Genomic DNA, 14,871 nt, shown 5'->3' with positions numbered 1-14,871 from the left:
TAGATAGCACATATATTACTTGAGCTAAGCACATGTTAACCAAGTAAATAAATGGAAACTTTATAGTATTTCCTTCTTTATTTATGCAATATTAGAATTTAAATATGCTGTTATATTTTATAAGAATCAAGAACAAGCGTTCCAAATAGCCTCATTTGGTGGTGGAGCCAAAATTATTATTTCTTCTTTTTTTACAGGGTGGATAAACGATAATTTTCGGGCATGTAAATGAATACTCCCATCCTTATTACTTCTATCTGCTCCGTATTTTAAATCACCTTTTATAGTACAACCAATTGCTGCTAATTGTGCGCGTATTTGATGGTGTCTACCTGTATGCAAATCAACCTCTAAGAGATAATAATTATCTAATTTTTTAATCAATTTGTAGCTTAAAATTGCTTTTTTACTATCAGGAACTTCTTTTTTATTTGCATAAGATTTATTTTGCTTAGTATTTCTTTTTAAATAATGCGTAAGCGTATCTTGCTGTTTTGATGGTTGATTTTTAACTACTGCCCAATATGTTTTTTTAGCATCTTTCTCTGCAAATAATTTATTTAACCTTGGTAATGCCTTTGAAGTTTTTGCAAAAACTATAATCCCCGATGTTGGCCTATCTAACCTATGTGCCACACCTAAATACACATTGCCAGGTTTATTGTATTTTATTTTTATGTAATTCTTTACAACCTCACTTAACGGTATATCTCCAGTTTTATCTCCCTGAACAATATCACCCGGACGTTTATTTACAGCTATCAAATGATTGTCCTCATGCAAAACCTGAAGATTCTTAGCTGTTGAAATTACTTTTTTTTCCATTAAAAGTCTAATTTTTTATATCTAATACTCAAAATGAAAATCAATATAATTCCTAAAGAAACAGACACATCAGCCATATTAAAGACTCCCGTTTTAAAAAAGCCTATTTTTAAGATAAAGAAATCCGTTACTTTACCATGTGCTATCCGGTCAATCAAATTACCTATTCCACCTCCTATTACAAAAGCAAAAGCGATCATAAGCCATTTGTTTAAATGTGCTTTTCGCAACACATTTATTAACAGACCTATTAAAACTAAAACAGGTAAAACTTGTAGTAAAATAATTTTTAGAACTGGCGAAAAACTTTGTCCAAAACCAAGCATAGCACCTGTATTCTCAACATTCGTTAAAATAAAATTATCTTTTATCAATTGAATATAAGCGTTTGGTTCTACACTATTACGAACCATATTTTTACTTAACTGGTCACAGCCAATATTAAAAAAAACAAGAACAAGTATGGCTATTTTTTTCAAAAAGAATTATTTAATTAATATTGCTCCTCATCGTTAGGAAAGTCTTTACTTTTTACATCATTTACATAATCAGAAATTGCATTACCCATTTCCTCATATAAGTTCATGTATCTGCGTAAAAATCTCGGGTTAAATTCTTGTGTTAAACCAACTAAATCATGAACTACTAATACTTGACCATCAACACCATTACCTGCTCCAATACCAATTACCGGTATCGTTACACTTTCTGCAACTCTTTTCGCTAAAGTTGCGGGTATTTTTTCTAAAACAATAGCAAAACATCCCGTTTGCTCAAGCATTAATGCATCTTCAATCAACTTTTCAGCTTCTTCTTCTTCTTTTGCTCTTACAGTATAAGTACCAAATTTGTAAATAGATTGTGGTGTTAAACCCAAATGCCCCATTACAGGTATCCCTGCATTTAAAATACGCTCAATAGAGTCTTTTATCTCTAATCCTCCTTCAACTTTCACCGCATGACCACCGCTTTCTTTCATAATACGAATAGCTGAGCGCAACGCCTCTTTAGAATCACTTTGGTAGCTACCAAAAGGTATATCAACAACAACTAAAGCTCTGTTAACCGCTCTGATTACCGATGATGCGTGATATATCATTTGATCTAACGTAATAGGCAACGTTGTTTCATGTCCGGCCATTACATTACTTGCAGAATCACCCACTAAAATTACATCAACATTAGCTGCATCTACAATTTTAGCCATAGAATAATCATAGGCAGTAAGCATAGATATTTTTTCACCACCCTTTTTCATCTCAATTAGAGATTTTACAGTGACTCTCTTGTATTCTTTTTTTGCTACAGACATTTGTTTGTTTATTTGGTGGGTTAAAAGTAAGAAAATTGTTTAGTTATTTTGGTATGAAATAAAAGTAAACAACACTAGACTTTTCTTTATTTTAACTGAACAGGAATCCACACTTCTTCCTCTGAATTTGGATCATCAGTACTGTATTTAGCACCTAAAACCTCAAAATGCTCTCTATCATCTATTTTGTATTCAGAATTTGGTAACCATTCATTAAATATATATTGAAATGTTTTTTGAAAATCAGACGCCAGACCTTTGTGAATAAATACTGCATATAATCCACCAACAAGAGTATACTTCTCTAAATTATCTGGCACATTGTCAAAATCTGCAACTTCAATTGTCGCCCACTTTGTAAAATTCATCTGAGGGTTAAAATTAACAGGATATTTTTGTATCGAATACAAATCTGTTCCTACCGTATTTTTAATTAGCTTTTTTAAAGGCATAAAACTCTTCCACAATTCATGAGTCTTATTTTCTACAAAACTCATTTCAATACTTTTACCTACTAGCTTTTTAGACAAAAGTATTTCAATCTCAGGTTCCATTTACTTCGTATTTATTGCATTATTAATACCATCCCACAATTTAATTCGCTGTATTAAAGCTTGTTTTGCAACTTCAAGGGTTTCATTCCATTTTTGATCATCACTACCACATAACTCTGATATCATTTGCAATGAAAGTGGACCATGCTCATCCCCATCAAGTTCAATATGTCTTTCTAAATAATACTTTAGCTTGTTATATTGTTTGTTTTCTGCATCTGCACTTTTAAGAATTTCAAAAAACATATCAGGTATTAAATCTTCACGCCCAAATGTAAACGCAGAAGCTATTACATGTGCTTGTTGTGTATCAATAGCTTCAAAAGAAAAGTTCACAAAATCAGTTATTGAGTTTGAAACATTTATAGCTTCAAAAGCACATGTAACACTTTTACCTTCCTCTATAACTTGAATAAATTGATCAATTTTTTGTGTACTAGCACCAACTTGTTTCATAGCCTCTAAATACATTTCAAAATGACTTCTAGGTTCTCCTAATTCATTTATATCACTCTCTTCACCATGAACAATCTCGTTAATAAAACGTGCAAGTGTAGCATTTTTTTTAGGAATCCAAGGTGTTGTAGTATTAGTAAGCTGTATTTGTATTGCCTTTAAAAGAGACATAAAATCCCAAACCGCATAAACATGATATTCCATAAATGTTTTTATGTCATCAATATTTTTAAGGTTTTTATAAAGTTTGTGCTCTTTTAATTGTGTTCTTAAACCAGATAATTCATTTTCAATATGCTCTAGTTTTTCCATTTTTAAATTTTTGATGCGAAATAACAAGAAAATGAACAAAAATTACTAATATTATTATCTTTTTTTCGTTTTAAAATAGCATCAAATTAAGGTTGTAATCCTTTTTAGCAATCAGTGAAAGAAACATCTACTGCTAAACCACCTTTAGATGTTTCTTTATATTTTGAGTTCATATCCTTAGCGGTTTCCCACATAGTATTCACCACTTTATCTAAAGGAACTTTAGCTTCTTCGGGATTAGAATTTAAGGCCAATTCAGCCGCATTGATAGCTTTGATAGCTCCCATTGAATTTCGTTCAATACAAGGTATTTGCACCAATCCATTTATAGGATCACATGTTAAACCTAAATGATGTTCCATTGCTATTTCTGCCGCCATTAAAACCTGCTCAGGCGTACCCCCTAATACTTCGGTTAGTGCACCTGCGGCCATTGCTGAAGAAACTCCAATTTCTGCTTGACAGCCACCCATTGCAGCAGAAATAGTAGCTCCTTTTTTAAAAATACTACCAATTTCACCTGCTACCAGCAAGAATTTTTTAATTTGAGTAAAATCTGCTTCATGATTTTCAATAACCATATAGTACATTAAAACCGCGGGGATCACCCCTGCACTACCATTGGTTGGTGCAGTAACCACACGACCTAAAGAGGCATTAACTTCATTAACAGCCAAAGCAAAACAACTTACCCATTGTAAAATTTGTCTAAATTTTACAGTAGTATTTCTTATCGAAAACAACCATTCTTTTGAAGATTCATAAGGATTATTTTCTTTTAGTTTTTGATGTATTTCAAAGGCACGCCTACGAACATTTAAACCTCCTGGCAAAAAACCTTCGGTATGGCAACCTGTATACATACAATCTAACATTGTATCCCAAATTCGGTTTAACTCTGTGTCAATTTCTTTATCTGTTCGTAAAGAGCGTTCATTTTCTAAAACAATTTCTGAAATTGATTTATCTTGATCCTTACAATAGTTTAAAAGCTGTACACCATTTGCAATAGGAAACGGGAAGCTATTGAAAATTTCTATATTTTTTTTTGCTCTTTTTTGCTCTTTTTTAACAACAAAACCTCCCCCAATAGAATAATAAGTAGTTTTCAATTTTTGGCCATCAAATAAAATTGCCTCAAAAGTCATCCCATTTGCATGAAATGGAAGAAACTCTTTTTTAAATATTATGTTTTTTTCAGGATTAAAGGAAATAGTAAATTTGCCGTCTAATTCAATAAATTTTTCTTCATTTATTCTATTTATAATAGTGTGAATATTCTCTATAGGAATATATTCAGGATCTTGGCCAGAAAGGCCAAGCATTAAGGCGTAATCTGTAGCATGCCCTTTACCTGTTAGAGATAAAGAACCATAGATGTAAACATTAACTTCAATAACATCAACAAAAGCAACTTTTTTTTGCAATTCCACCAACCACTTTTCTGCTGCTCTCCAAGGCCCTAAAGTGTGTGAACTTGACGGACCAATACCAATCTTTAACATGTCAAAAGTGCTAATTGCTTCCATACAAACTACTTACTGTTGTAAATAAAACATTTGTTAATCAAATATAAGTTTAATGTAACAAATTTTTGGTTGCAATATAACGCTTACTAGAATTTATATGCAATTATTTATGAGCATATGTCCTAAAAAAAGTTGAAATATTATGCTTTTATTGGTGAGTGTACGTTATCAATTTCATGAATAACGCCATTACACTGGTTAGCATCAGCCTTTGTAATTGTAGATTGATTTCCGTTTTTATCTGTTAAAACAATATCTAAGCCATTCATAGTAGCAGTTAACTTATCACCTGTAATTGTCGTAAAAGTTGCAACACCTTTACCTCTACAAAGTGCTTTTAATATTTTTGAAGCTGTAATATTCCCCGGAACAATATGATAACCAATTACAGTTTGTAGTTCTTTCTTATTTTTAAGACGAATAAGTTCTGTTACCCTCTTTTTTGTCGATTGATCAAAATTTACATCGCTTGGCGCAAAAACAGTATAAGGACCTTCATTATCTAAGGTCGTTTCTAAATCTGATAACTTTACTGCTGCTAAAAGTAAATCGTGATTACCTGATGCTTCTGCATTACTAATGATAGATTTTTGAGGATCCATCTTCGTAGATTGAGCTTGTGCGTTTGTTGTAGAAAAAAGGAGTGTAATGAATGCTAGGGGAACTAAAAAAAACTTCATAGGGGATTTTGAAATATTTATCATTGTAAAATTTGGGCAAATACATATAATCGATGAAATACACATATTTAACGCCAAGATACACTTATTATTTCTTTAGTAACGTAAATTAAGCTCAAAATTATAAGAAATTAACATTTTAATAATGTTGATTTTCACGTAGGTAAGAATAGACTTACCTACTAATACATAGACATAAAAAAAGAGTGCGAATTGCACTCTTTATAAATTCTATTTTAAGGTGTATTAAATACTACACGGTATACATTTTTTCTCTTTGTTCTTTTATTGATTTATCAGACATATAATCATCAAAAGTCAAATACCTATCAATTGCACCATTTGGCGTTAACTCTATAATTCTATTTGCTACAGTTTGCGCAAACTCATGATCATGCGTTGTAAAAAGCATTGTACCCTTAAAGTTTTTAAGTGAATTATTAAACGCTGTAATACTCTCTAAGTCTAAATGGTTTGTAGGCTCATCAAGCATTAAAACATTAGCTCTAAGCATCATCATTCTACTTAACATACAACGTACTTTCTCTCCTCCTGATAATACCGAACACTTTTTTAGAGCTTCATCACCACTAAATAGCATTTTTCCTAAAAAACCACGAACATAAACCTCTTCTCGCTCCTCTTCAGTTTTTGCCCATTGCCTTAACCAATCAACCAAGTTATCATCACTTTCAAAAAAGGCGTGATTATCTGCTGGCAAATACGATTGATTTGTTGTGATTCCCCATTGAAACTCACCTGTATCTGCCTCTCTATTTCCATTTACAATTTCGTAAAAAGCAGTTGTTGCTCTTGAATCTTTTGAAAAAACAGCTACTTTATCTCCTTTTGCAAGGTTTATATTTAAATCTTTAAATAGTAAATCGCCATCTTCAGAAGTTGCAGATAGTTTTTCAACATTTAATATTTGATCACCCGCTTCACGTTCTCTTTCAAAAATAATTGCAGGATATCTTCTACTAGAAGGTTTTATATCTTCAATCTTTAATTTTGATAACATTTTTTTACGAGACGTTGCTTGCTTACTTTTCGCAACGTTTGCACTAAAACGCATGATAAATTCTTGAAGCTCTTTCGCTTTCTCTTCTGATTTTTTGTTTTGTTGTGCTCTTTGCCTCGCCGCTAATTGACTACTCTCATACCAGAACGTATAGTTACCAGAAAATAAGTTTAGTTTTCCAAAATCAATATCTGCAATATGCGTACAAACAGAATCTAAAAAGTGACGGTCATGCGATACTACAATCACAGTATTATCATAGTTTGCTAAAAAATGCTCTAACCAACTAATTGTATCATAATCCAAATCATTGGTAGGCTCATCCATAATAAGCACATCTGGATTACCAAATAAAGCTTGTGCTAATAACACTCTTACTTTTAATTTAGAATCTAAATCACCCATAATGGTATAATGAAGCTCTTCAGCTATACCTAAATTAGACAATAATGCAGCCGCATCACTATCAGCATTCCAACCATTCATTTCTTCAAACTGAACCTGAAGCTCTCCTATTCTATCTGCATTTTTATCATCATAATCAGCATAAAGCTCATCCATCTCCTTTTTGATAGTCGCTAAAGGTTTATTACCTAATACCACAGTTTCAAGAACATTTATTTCGTCATAAGCGTTGTGGTTTTGCTCAAGAATAGACATTCTTTTTCCTGGCTCTAAACTCACATGCCCTGAAGTTGGGTCAATTTGCCCAGCCATGATTCTTAAGAATGTAGATTTTCCAGCCCCATTAGCACCAATAACTCCATAACAGTTCCCTTGTGTAAATGAAATATTTACATCATCAAAAAGAACTCTTTTTCCAAATTGTACCGATAGATTGGATACAGATAACATAGACAGTATTTTTTAAATTTGCGCAAAAATAAACAAAATTTACCCCTAAAACTAACAATAAACACACTGATATACATACAGTATTTCAACCATTTATATATATTTTAACTCCGCATTAACACCTTGAATCTGACCTGTTTATTAAATTCGCCACAATAGATGTTATTTCTTATATGTATAAATATTCTTTCTGTCTTGTAATTTTGTGTCTTATAGGATGTAATTCTTCTGATAATAAAACTACTATTTTTGCCGGTGAAATTGTAAATCCTACTAGTGAAACTGTTATTCTATACAAAGATGATATTGTTGTAGATTCTGCGCAGTTGGACATGCATAATAGGTTTTCAATCACACTAAATAATATAGACGAAGGCTTATATAATTTTAGACACGCACCTCAATACCAGTACATTTACTTATCTAAAGGTGATAGTTTAATGGTTCGATTAAACACCATGTCTTTTGATGAATCTTTAGTGTTTTCTGGTCACGGTGAAGAAATAAATAACTTTTTAATTGAGGTATTCCTAAATAATGAGGAAGAAGAACCACTGATAGAATCTTACTACAAATTAGACCCATTAGCTTTTTCACAAAAAATCGATTCTCTCAGAAAAAGGAAAACTAATTTACTATCTGAATTAAAAGTTGATGTTGAAATTTCAGAAAAAGCAACAGCTTTTGCCAATGCAAGTATTAACTATAGTAGTTATATAAATAAAGAAAAATACCCTTTTGTTCATAATAAGCGGAAAAAAGAAGGGACTATTACTGAAATTCCTGAAGAGTTTTACACTTTTAGAAAAGGTTTAGACTTTGATAATAAGGAACTAACTTATTTTACTCCTTATTATGATTACATGAAACGTCATTTTGACAATCTAGCTTATAATGATTGCGCCACCGCTTGTGTAAACGAAGGTGACAGGTACATAAAAGATCATCTTCATTTTAATCTTCATAAGCTCAAGTTAATTGATAGTTTAGTAAATGGTAAAAAATTAAGAGATAATTTATTTAGAAATGTTGCCATGAGTTACTTTTTAAAGGTGCATGACAATAATGATAACAATAAAGTGTTTTTAGAAAGTTTTCATGAATTATCTAGCAACAATAAACACATAGCTGAAATACATGATTTATATGAAGGTGTGATTAAAATGCAGCCTTCACATACAATTCCTGAAATTGATGTAATTGATAGTCTAGGTAATAAAGTTTCTTTAAAAGACATTTCAAACACTAAAAAAGATATTGTATTCTACTTTTGGACAGGTAAAAATTCAAGACATTTTAAAAATATTCATAGAAGAGTTGCTAAATTAAAAATGTTAAAACCAAATACTACTTTTATTGGCATTAGCCTTAGCACATTAGAATATGATTGGAAAAAAATACTTAAAGCAAGTGATATTTCATTAGAAAATCAATATCAAGCTGATGATATCAAATTACTTAGAAATACGCTTATAATTGACGGTTTAAACAAGGCTATTGTTGTTAATGATGGGTTAATTGTAGATGCTTATAAAAATATATATCGTATTAATTAAGCTTTATAAATACTTAATTTAAATAACAGACATAAAAAAACCGTTGAACAATATGTTCAACGGTTTTTTTATATTATAAAACTTTACAGTTTTAATTTCCTTTTTTGTAATCTTCTAAAAACTTAGCAAGACCACTATCAGTTAATGGGTGTTTTAACAAACCTTCAATTGAAGCTAAACCACCAGTCATTACATCTGCACCAAGCTTAGCACAATCAATAACGTGCATTGTATGCCTTACAGATGCTGCTAATATTTGTGTGTCAAATGCGTAGTTATCATAAATATGACGGATTTCAGCAATAAGGTTTAAGCCATCAGTAGAAATATCATCTAAACGACCAATAAATGGAGATACATATGTTGCACCTGCTTTAGCTGCTAAAAGAGCTTGGCCTGGTGAGAATACTAAAGTTACATTAGTTCTAATACCTTTATCACTAAAATACTTACATGCTTTCACTCCATCTTTAATCATTGGTAATTTTACCACAATCTGCTCATGAAGAGCTGCTAATTCTTCACCCTCTTTAACCATTTCGTCAAAGTCAGTAGAAATTACTTCTGCAGAAACGTCTCCATCAACAATATTACAGATATCTACATAGTGCTTTAATATATTTTCTTTTCCAGTAATGCCTTCTTTAGCCATTAATGAAGGGTTTGTGGTTACACCATCTAAAACACCTAATTCTTGGGCTTCTTTAATCTGTGCTAAATTAGCAGTATCTATAAAAAATTTCATGTTCGACTTATTATAATTATTAATAAAAATTACGTTCTATACAAAGCTACAATTTATAATGGTTTAATAGTAATTTCTCATACACTTTATCTGGAAGAATATTTTTTAGTTTTAAAGAGAATTTCTGCATAAAATCGCCCACTTTGTAATGTACTTTTGGTTTCCCCGTATTTATAATTTTAAATACTTCATGCGCTACTTGTATAGGGTCTCCACCACTATCAACACCATCATTAATAGCTTTTAAAGTTGCTCCGTAAGGCTTTTCATATGCTGAATTTTCAAAAACAGGAGTATGATACCTTCCTGAAGCTATATTTGTAGCAAAATCACCAGGCGCCAAATTCGTCATTTGCACCCCAAAATCTTTCACTTCCATACGCATTGCCTCAGTAACTAATTCTAAAGCTCCTTTGGTTGCCGAATATATACCACGGTAAGGTAAACCCATATACCCTGCTATTGAAGTAATATTTATAATTAATCCTGAATTTTGTTTTCGCATTTGTGGTAAAACAGCTTTTGCCATCCGTATTGGTCCGTAGAAATTAGTATCAAATGCTTTTTCTATTTCCGAATTCGGAGTTTCCTCTATTGGCCCTGTGATTCCTACACCAGCGTTATTAATTAAAATATCAATCTTACCTTCTAATTCAATTAGTTTTGCAACAGCTCTTGAAATAGTCTCTTCAACTTTAACATCTAATTCTAATAAATTAAACTCTTTAAAATCGGGATATTTCGCAGTACTTCTCGTAGTTCCGTAAACTTTAAATCCTTTTGTCTTTAAAAAAACACCAATAGATTTACCTATACCTGAAGATCCTCCAGTAATTAAAACAACCTTATCATTCATACCACAAAAATATAAGTACAAATAAACAAATAATTAAAGCTAGAAAAAAGAGGAATTGAATATGCTTTGAAGAAATTAAAGCTAAAAAAAGGCAAGCTACCTACGTCGCACCGCTACAACCATATACCCTTGCTGCGTTCCCACCCTGGGGGATTCTACAGGAGCTGGTCGCGTAGGACTTGCCGGCTGCAAATATACAATGTTTTATTTTTTTTACAATCATTTTACATTCTTAATTTAAATAAATAACTTGCTTAACCTTAAAGATTATGCTATCTGTTTGATTTCCAAAATTTTGAAGATTAAATTACAACATAAATATTCATAAAATAATAAATAATATTAATAATGAGACTTTTTACTATTATCACTTTAGCTTTTGTAGGCCTATTTTTTAATGCTTGCGGAACAAATAATAAAGTTGCTTCTGAACTTTTTGAAATAAAATTAGAAGGTAACAAAACCCAATTTCAGCAAAATGAAAATGTAACTGTTTCCATAACCAATAAAAAGAATATTGAAATTGAAGCTGTGTCTTATGCTATTGACGATAAAGAAATAAGTCTATCAGACAACAAAATTAATTTAGATATGCCTGTTTTAGGAAGCAAAACTCTTAAAGCAAATATTACTTATGATGGTAAAACAGAAGCTATTACTAAAGAAATAAAAATACTATCAAGCAAAAGTCCTGAAGTTTATTCTTATGAAATTATTAATGAGTATCCGCACGACCAACAAGCATTTACGCAAGGTTTAGAGTTTTACAAAGATACTTTGTATGAAAGTACCGGTAGAAAAGGACAATCAACTTTAAGAAAAATTGATTTTAGAACAGGGAAAATTATAAAACAAATAGATTTAGAGGACACTTATTTTGGAGAGGGTATTACTATTTTAAATGACAAAGTTTATATGCTAACTTGGCAAAGTGGAATTGGCTTTATTTATGATGTTCATACTTTTGATAAATTAGACAGCTTTAAATATGGCTCTAGTAAAGAAGGTTGGGGATTTACTAACGACGGAAAAGAACTTTATAAGAGTGATGGTAGTGAAAAAATTTGGTTATTGAACCCTGAAACTTTAGCTGAAGAAGGTCATATTGAAACAGTAACTAATAAATCTATTTTCAACAAAGCAAATGAGCTAGAGTACGTAGATGGTAAAATTTACGCTAACGTTTGGCAGAAAGAAAGTATGATGATTATTCACGCTAAAAGTGGTGCTATTGAAGGTGTTATCAATTTTGGTGGATTAAAAAACAAGGTTACCAAGCATGCTGGTTTAGATGTATTAAACGGTGTAGCTTACAACCCAACAAGAGCTACTTTTTTTGTAACCGGTAAAAACTGGGATAAACTTTTTGAGGTTAAAATCATAAAAAAATAATGTACAAGCCTTACTTTAAAAAAATACAAGTAGAACAAGACGCCATTGATGATCTTAACCACGTAAATAATGTTATTTATGTACAATGGATTCAAGATATTGCTAAAGAACATTGGCAGGAAAAAGCTTCAAAAGAATTATTAGAAAATTGTATTTGGGTTGTAAAAAGTCATTTTATTGAATACAAAAAAGCAGCCGTTTTAAATGACGTAATTGCTTTAAAAACTTTTATAAAATTATCAAAAGGTGCGCTATCAATCCGTATGGTTGAAATGCATGACGAAACTACTGGTGAGCTAATTTTAACTTCAAAAACCGAATGGGTTTTATTAGATTCTAAAAGCCTAAGACCTATTCGTGTATCAGAAGAAATAAAAGATGTTTTTAGGTAAAACTATATAATTATGAATCAAAGAATAAAATCATACACTCTTACATTAAGCATATTGTGTTTGGTTATTTTTTGGAGTTCATGTCGTAAAGATTTTGATTACGAAGCTAGTAATGGCAATTTATCTTTTTCAAAGGACACTGTTTTTTTAGATACTGTTTTTGCAAATATTAGTAGTAGTACCTATAGCTTAAAAGTTTACAACACTACTGATAATGATATTAGCATACCCACCATAAGCTTACAAAATGGTTTTAATAGTCAGTACCGAATAAATGTAGACGGGCAAGCGGGTGAAACGTTTATCAACACTCCCGTTTTTGCAAACGACAGTCTTTATATTTTTATCGAAACAACTGCTACCATTTCTGAGAATTCATTAAATGAGTTTTTATATACTGATGCAATTATTTTTGATACTGGGGAGAATGAACAGAGCGTATCATTAGTGACACTAATACAAGATGCAATCTTCTTATACCCAAACAAAGATGCTACAGGAATTTCTGAAACAATAACTCTAGAAAGTTCTGATGGTGAGGATACCGTTGTAAATGGTTTTGAATTGGATGATAAAGAACTAAATTTTACCAACGAAAAACCTTATGTGATTTACGGGTATGCCACTATACCTAAAAACAAAATTTTAAATATTGATGCTGGTGCAAGAGTTTATTTTCACGATAACTCCGGACTATATGCACAAGCAAACAGTTCATTACAAATTAACGGTACTATTAGTAATGATAATGACCTACTTGAAAATGAGGTTATTTTTGAAGGTGACCGCTTGGAACCCGAATACAGTACTATTCCAGGACAATGGGGAACAATATGGCTACATAAGAATAGTATTAACAATCAAATTAATAATTTAACTGTTAAAAATGCGACTATTGGTTTATATATCGAAGGTGAATTATCAAATACCGATAACAACCTTACACTTCACAATACTCAAATATACAATAGTAGCAACACTAATTTATTCTGTAAAAGCTCTAATATAACTGCCACAAATGTAGTTATTGGTAATGCTGGTGGTACATCATTACATATTACTAATGGCGGAAATTACAGGTTTAGACATTGTACCATCGCTAATTATTGGACCTCTTCGTTTAGATCTGGCACAGCACTTCAAATTAATAATAATATTTTATTAGAAAACGCAAATTTCACCAACTGTATAATTGATGGAAATAGCAATAATGAGCTTAGTCTTTTAGATAACGAAAATAGTGACTCATTCAATTACAGCTTTAGTTTCTGCATGATAAAAACTACAAGTAATACTGATAACGAATCAAATTTCAACACTATTTATGTAAATGAAAATGCCTCATATATTAACACTAGTCTAAATAACTTTAAAATAAGCGAGACATCTTTTGCTATTGATAAAGCGGACAAAGAAACTGCCTCAACTGTTCCTGTTGATATTCTAGGTTTTAATAGAACTACAAACCCTGACCTTGGAGCATACCAACATTATATTGAATAAACTCATCTACAACTGATTAAAAAATAAAAACCTTAGTTATTCTGTGGTTTTTATTTAGTCTTTTCTTAATTACAAATGGTATTTTGGCATAAAATAGATGCCATGGAGTATGAATACACAATTGTAAATGCCGATACTAAATCTAGCTACCAATTAAGAACTCAATTATCTAATTTTAAAGAATTTAAATGTACAGGCGTTACTAGTAATTGCACTGAAGGCTTAAATACTATTTTAAAACAAATGCCCGATATCATTTTTGTCTTTTTAAACAAAAAAGCAAAAGATACTTTCAATATGGTGCAAGAATTATACCAATACATTAAACATATGCCTGTAATTATTGGCATTTCAAAGAACAAATCTCACGCTTATGATGCTATTAAAAACAGCTTTTTTGATTATTGGTTATTACCATTGAATGAATTTGATATTAGAAAAACCACGCTCAAATTAAACAAACTAAATAATAAAGAACAACTATCAAATACAACGCTCTGCTTAAAATCATATAAAGATTATAGATATTTAAATACAAATGACATTCTTTATTTAAAAGCAGACAACAACACTACTGATGTTATAATGAAGGATAATACCATAATAAGCGCCTTTAAAACTTTAAAAGCCTTTGAAAGTAGGTTGCCTATAAATTTTATTAGAATACATCAAAGTTATATTTTAAACACTGATTATATTTTTAGAATCAATTACGGAAAATCAATCTGCTCTTTAAAAATTTCAGGAACACAAATACCTTTTTCAAAATCATACAAATCTAATATTGATGAATTAAAGAGGTTATTAACCAAAACGACAATTAAAGCTTTTAATTAAGTATATTCTTACAAAAATCGACGAAATACTCATAGATGCTCTATAA

15 protein-coding genes and 1 other RNA gene are annotated in these 14,871 nt (G+C 30.9%); 5 read left to right on the top strand and 11 right to left on the bottom strand.

The window, feature by feature from the left end:
- Positions 1 to 126 precede the first annotated feature (126 nt).
- From KO500_RS06515 to KO500_RS06480, 8 genes are all read right to left on the bottom strand, one after another.
- Positions 127 to 825 carry an RluA family pseudouridine synthase gene (locus KO500_RS06515; RefSeq protein WP_215955715.1) on the bottom strand — a complete coding sequence of 233 codons (699 nt, stop codon included), beginning with the start codon at positions 823 to 825 and terminating at the stop codon, positions 127 to 129.
- On the bottom strand, positions 825 to 1,304 hold the full coding sequence (gene lspA, locus KO500_RS06510; RefSeq protein WP_215955714.1) for a signal peptidase II: 480 nt from the start codon (positions 1,302 to 1,304) through the stop codon (positions 825 to 827). Before lspA ends, KO500_RS06515 begins: the two co-directional genes overlap by 1 nt.
- Before the next feature lie 14 nt (positions 1,305 to 1,318).
- Positions 1,319 to 2,137, bottom strand: a complete 819-nt coding sequence (gene panB, locus KO500_RS06505) for a 3-methyl-2-oxobutanoate hydroxymethyltransferase (protein ID WP_215955713.1) — start codon at positions 2,135 to 2,137, stop codon at positions 1,319 to 1,321.
- A gap of 86 nt (positions 2,138 to 2,223) precedes the next feature.
- Positions 2,224 to 2,691 carry a GyrI-like domain-containing protein gene (locus KO500_RS06500; protein ID WP_215955712.1) on the bottom strand — a complete coding sequence of 156 codons (468 nt, stop codon included), beginning with the start codon at positions 2,689 to 2,691 and terminating at the stop codon, positions 2,224 to 2,226.
- Positions 2,692 to 3,459 carry a DUF3050 domain-containing protein gene (locus tag KO500_RS06495; RefSeq protein ID WP_215955711.1) on the bottom strand — a complete coding sequence of 256 codons (768 nt, stop codon included), beginning with the start codon at positions 3,457 to 3,459 and terminating at the stop codon, positions 2,692 to 2,694.
- A 104-nt stretch (positions 3,460 to 3,563) separates the two neighbouring features.
- Positions 3,564 to 4,988: an L-serine ammonia-lyase gene (locus tag KO500_RS06490; protein ID WP_215955710.1), complete on the bottom strand. Its 1,425-nt coding sequence runs from the start codon at positions 4,986 to 4,988 to the stop codon at positions 3,564 to 3,566.
- A gap of 140 nt (positions 4,989 to 5,128) precedes the next feature.
- A complete protein-coding gene (locus tag KO500_RS06485) occupies positions 5,129 to 5,668 on the bottom strand; it encodes a fasciclin domain-containing protein (protein ID WP_215955709.1) in 540 nt (179 codons plus the stop codon).
- Positions 5,669 to 5,921: 253 nt separating this feature from the next.
- Positions 5,922 to 7,544: an ABC-F family ATP-binding cassette domain-containing protein gene (locus tag KO500_RS06480; RefSeq protein WP_215955708.1), complete on the bottom strand. Its 1,623-nt coding sequence runs from the start codon at positions 7,542 to 7,544 to the stop codon at positions 5,922 to 5,924.
- Between the two features lie 203 nt (positions 7,545 to 7,747).
- Here KO500_RS06480 and KO500_RS06475 point away from each other — a divergent pair, with 203 nt between their 5' ends.
- Complete coding sequence (locus KO500_RS06475; protein WP_215955707.1) at positions 7,748 to 9,100, top strand: transaldolase; 1,353 nt, start codon at positions 7,748 to 7,750, stop codon at positions 9,098 to 9,100.
- A 91-nt stretch (positions 9,101 to 9,191) separates the two neighbouring features.
- Here KO500_RS06475 and fsa read toward each other — a convergent pair whose 3' ends face one another.
- From fsa to ffs, 3 genes are all read right to left on the bottom strand, one after another.
- Positions 9,192 to 9,845 (bottom strand): fructose-6-phosphate aldolase, encoded by a 654-nt coding sequence (fsa, locus tag KO500_RS06470; protein WP_215955706.1) that lies wholly within the window; start codon positions 9,843 to 9,845, stop codon positions 9,192 to 9,194.
- Positions 9,846 to 9,891: 46 nt separating this feature from the next.
- Entirely contained in the window at positions 9,892 to 10,701 is an 810-nt protein-coding gene (locus tag KO500_RS06465) for an SDR family oxidoreductase (RefSeq protein ID WP_215955705.1), read from the bottom strand.
- A gap of 86 nt (positions 10,702 to 10,787) precedes the next feature.
- Positions 10,788 to 10,886: signal recognition particle sRNA small type (ffs, locus tag KO500_RS06460), an RNA gene on the bottom strand.
- 163 nt (positions 10,887 to 11,049) lie between these two features.
- On the opposite strand from ffs, the gene KO500_RS06455 reads away from it, so the two are divergent.
- The 4 genes from KO500_RS06455 to KO500_RS06440 all read left to right on the top strand — a co-directional run bounded on the left by KO500_RS06455 (position 11,050) and on the right by KO500_RS06440 (position 14,825).
- Positions 11,050 to 12,093 carry a glutaminyl-peptide cyclotransferase gene (locus KO500_RS06455; RefSeq protein WP_215955704.1) on the top strand — a complete coding sequence of 348 codons (1,044 nt, stop codon included), beginning with the start codon at positions 11,050 to 11,052 and terminating at the stop codon, positions 12,091 to 12,093.
- A complete protein-coding gene (locus KO500_RS06450) occupies positions 12,093 to 12,485 on the top strand; it encodes an acyl-CoA thioesterase (RefSeq protein ID WP_215955703.1) in 393 nt (130 codons plus the stop codon). The genes KO500_RS06455 and KO500_RS06450 overlap by 1 nt, the downstream gene beginning before the upstream one ends.
- 12 nt (positions 12,486 to 12,497) lie before the next feature.
- On the top strand, positions 12,498 to 13,988 hold the full coding sequence (locus KO500_RS06445; RefSeq protein ID WP_215955702.1) for a hypothetical protein: 1,491 nt from the start codon (positions 12,498 to 12,500) through the stop codon (positions 13,986 to 13,988).
- Between the two features lie 102 nt (positions 13,989 to 14,090).
- Entirely contained in the window at positions 14,091 to 14,825 is a 735-nt protein-coding gene (locus tag KO500_RS06440; RefSeq protein WP_215955701.1) for a LytR/AlgR family response regulator transcription factor, read from the top strand.
- Positions 14,826 to 14,871: the final 46 nt, after the last annotated feature.

Origin of the sequence: Cellulophaga baltica (assembly GCF_018861125.1) — a bacterium.
Classification (GTDB): domain Bacteria; phylum Bacteroidota; class Bacteroidia; order Flavobacteriales; family Flavobacteriaceae; genus Cellulophaga; species Cellulophaga baltica_A.
Note: the sequence above shows the minus strand (reverse complement) of the source record. Positions and strands in the feature narration are given on the sequence as shown.

Coding starts and splice junctions, on each gene's coding strand:
- KO500_RS06445 (WP_215955702.1), top strand. CDS start 12,498: ATGAATCAAAGAATAAAATCATACACTCTTACATTAAGCATATTGTGT.
- fsa (WP_215955706.1), bottom strand. CDS start 9,845: ATGAAATTTTTTATAGATACTGCTAATTTAGCACAGATTAAAGAAGCC.
- KO500_RS06465 (WP_215955705.1), bottom strand. CDS start 10,701: ATGAATGATAAGGTTGTTTTAATTACTGGAGGATCTTCAGGTATAGGT.
- KO500_RS06480 (WP_215955708.1), bottom strand. CDS start 7,544: ATGTTATCTGTATCCAATCTATCGGTACAATTTGGAAAAAGAGTTCTT.
- KO500_RS06500 (WP_215955712.1), bottom strand. CDS start 2,691: ATGGAACCTGAGATTGAAATACTTTTGTCTAAAAAGCTAGTAGGTAAA.
- KO500_RS06455 (WP_215955704.1), top strand. CDS start 11,050: ATGAGACTTTTTACTATTATCACTTTAGCTTTTGTAGGCCTATTTTTT.
- KO500_RS06490 (WP_215955710.1), bottom strand. CDS start 4,988: ATGGAAGCAATTAGCACTTTTGACATGTTAAAGATTGGTATTGGTCCG.
- panB (WP_215955713.1), bottom strand. CDS start 2,137: ATGTCTGTAGCAAAAAAAGAATACAAGAGAGTCACTGTAAAATCTCTA.
- KO500_RS06450 (WP_215955703.1), top strand. CDS start 12,093: ATGTACAAGCCTTACTTTAAAAAAATACAAGTAGAACAAGACGCCATT.
- KO500_RS06485 (WP_215955709.1), bottom strand. CDS start 5,668: ATGAAGTTTTTTTTAGTTCCCCTAGCATTCATTACACTCCTTTTTTCT.
- KO500_RS06440 (WP_215955701.1), top strand. CDS start 14,091: ATGGAGTATGAATACACAATTGTAAATGCCGATACTAAATCTAGCTAC.
- KO500_RS06495 (WP_215955711.1), bottom strand. CDS start 3,459: ATGGAAAAACTAGAGCATATTGAAAATGAATTATCTGGTTTAAGAACA.
- KO500_RS06515 (WP_215955715.1), bottom strand. CDS start 825: ATGGAAAAAAAAGTAATTTCAACAGCTAAGAATCTTCAGGTTTTGCAT.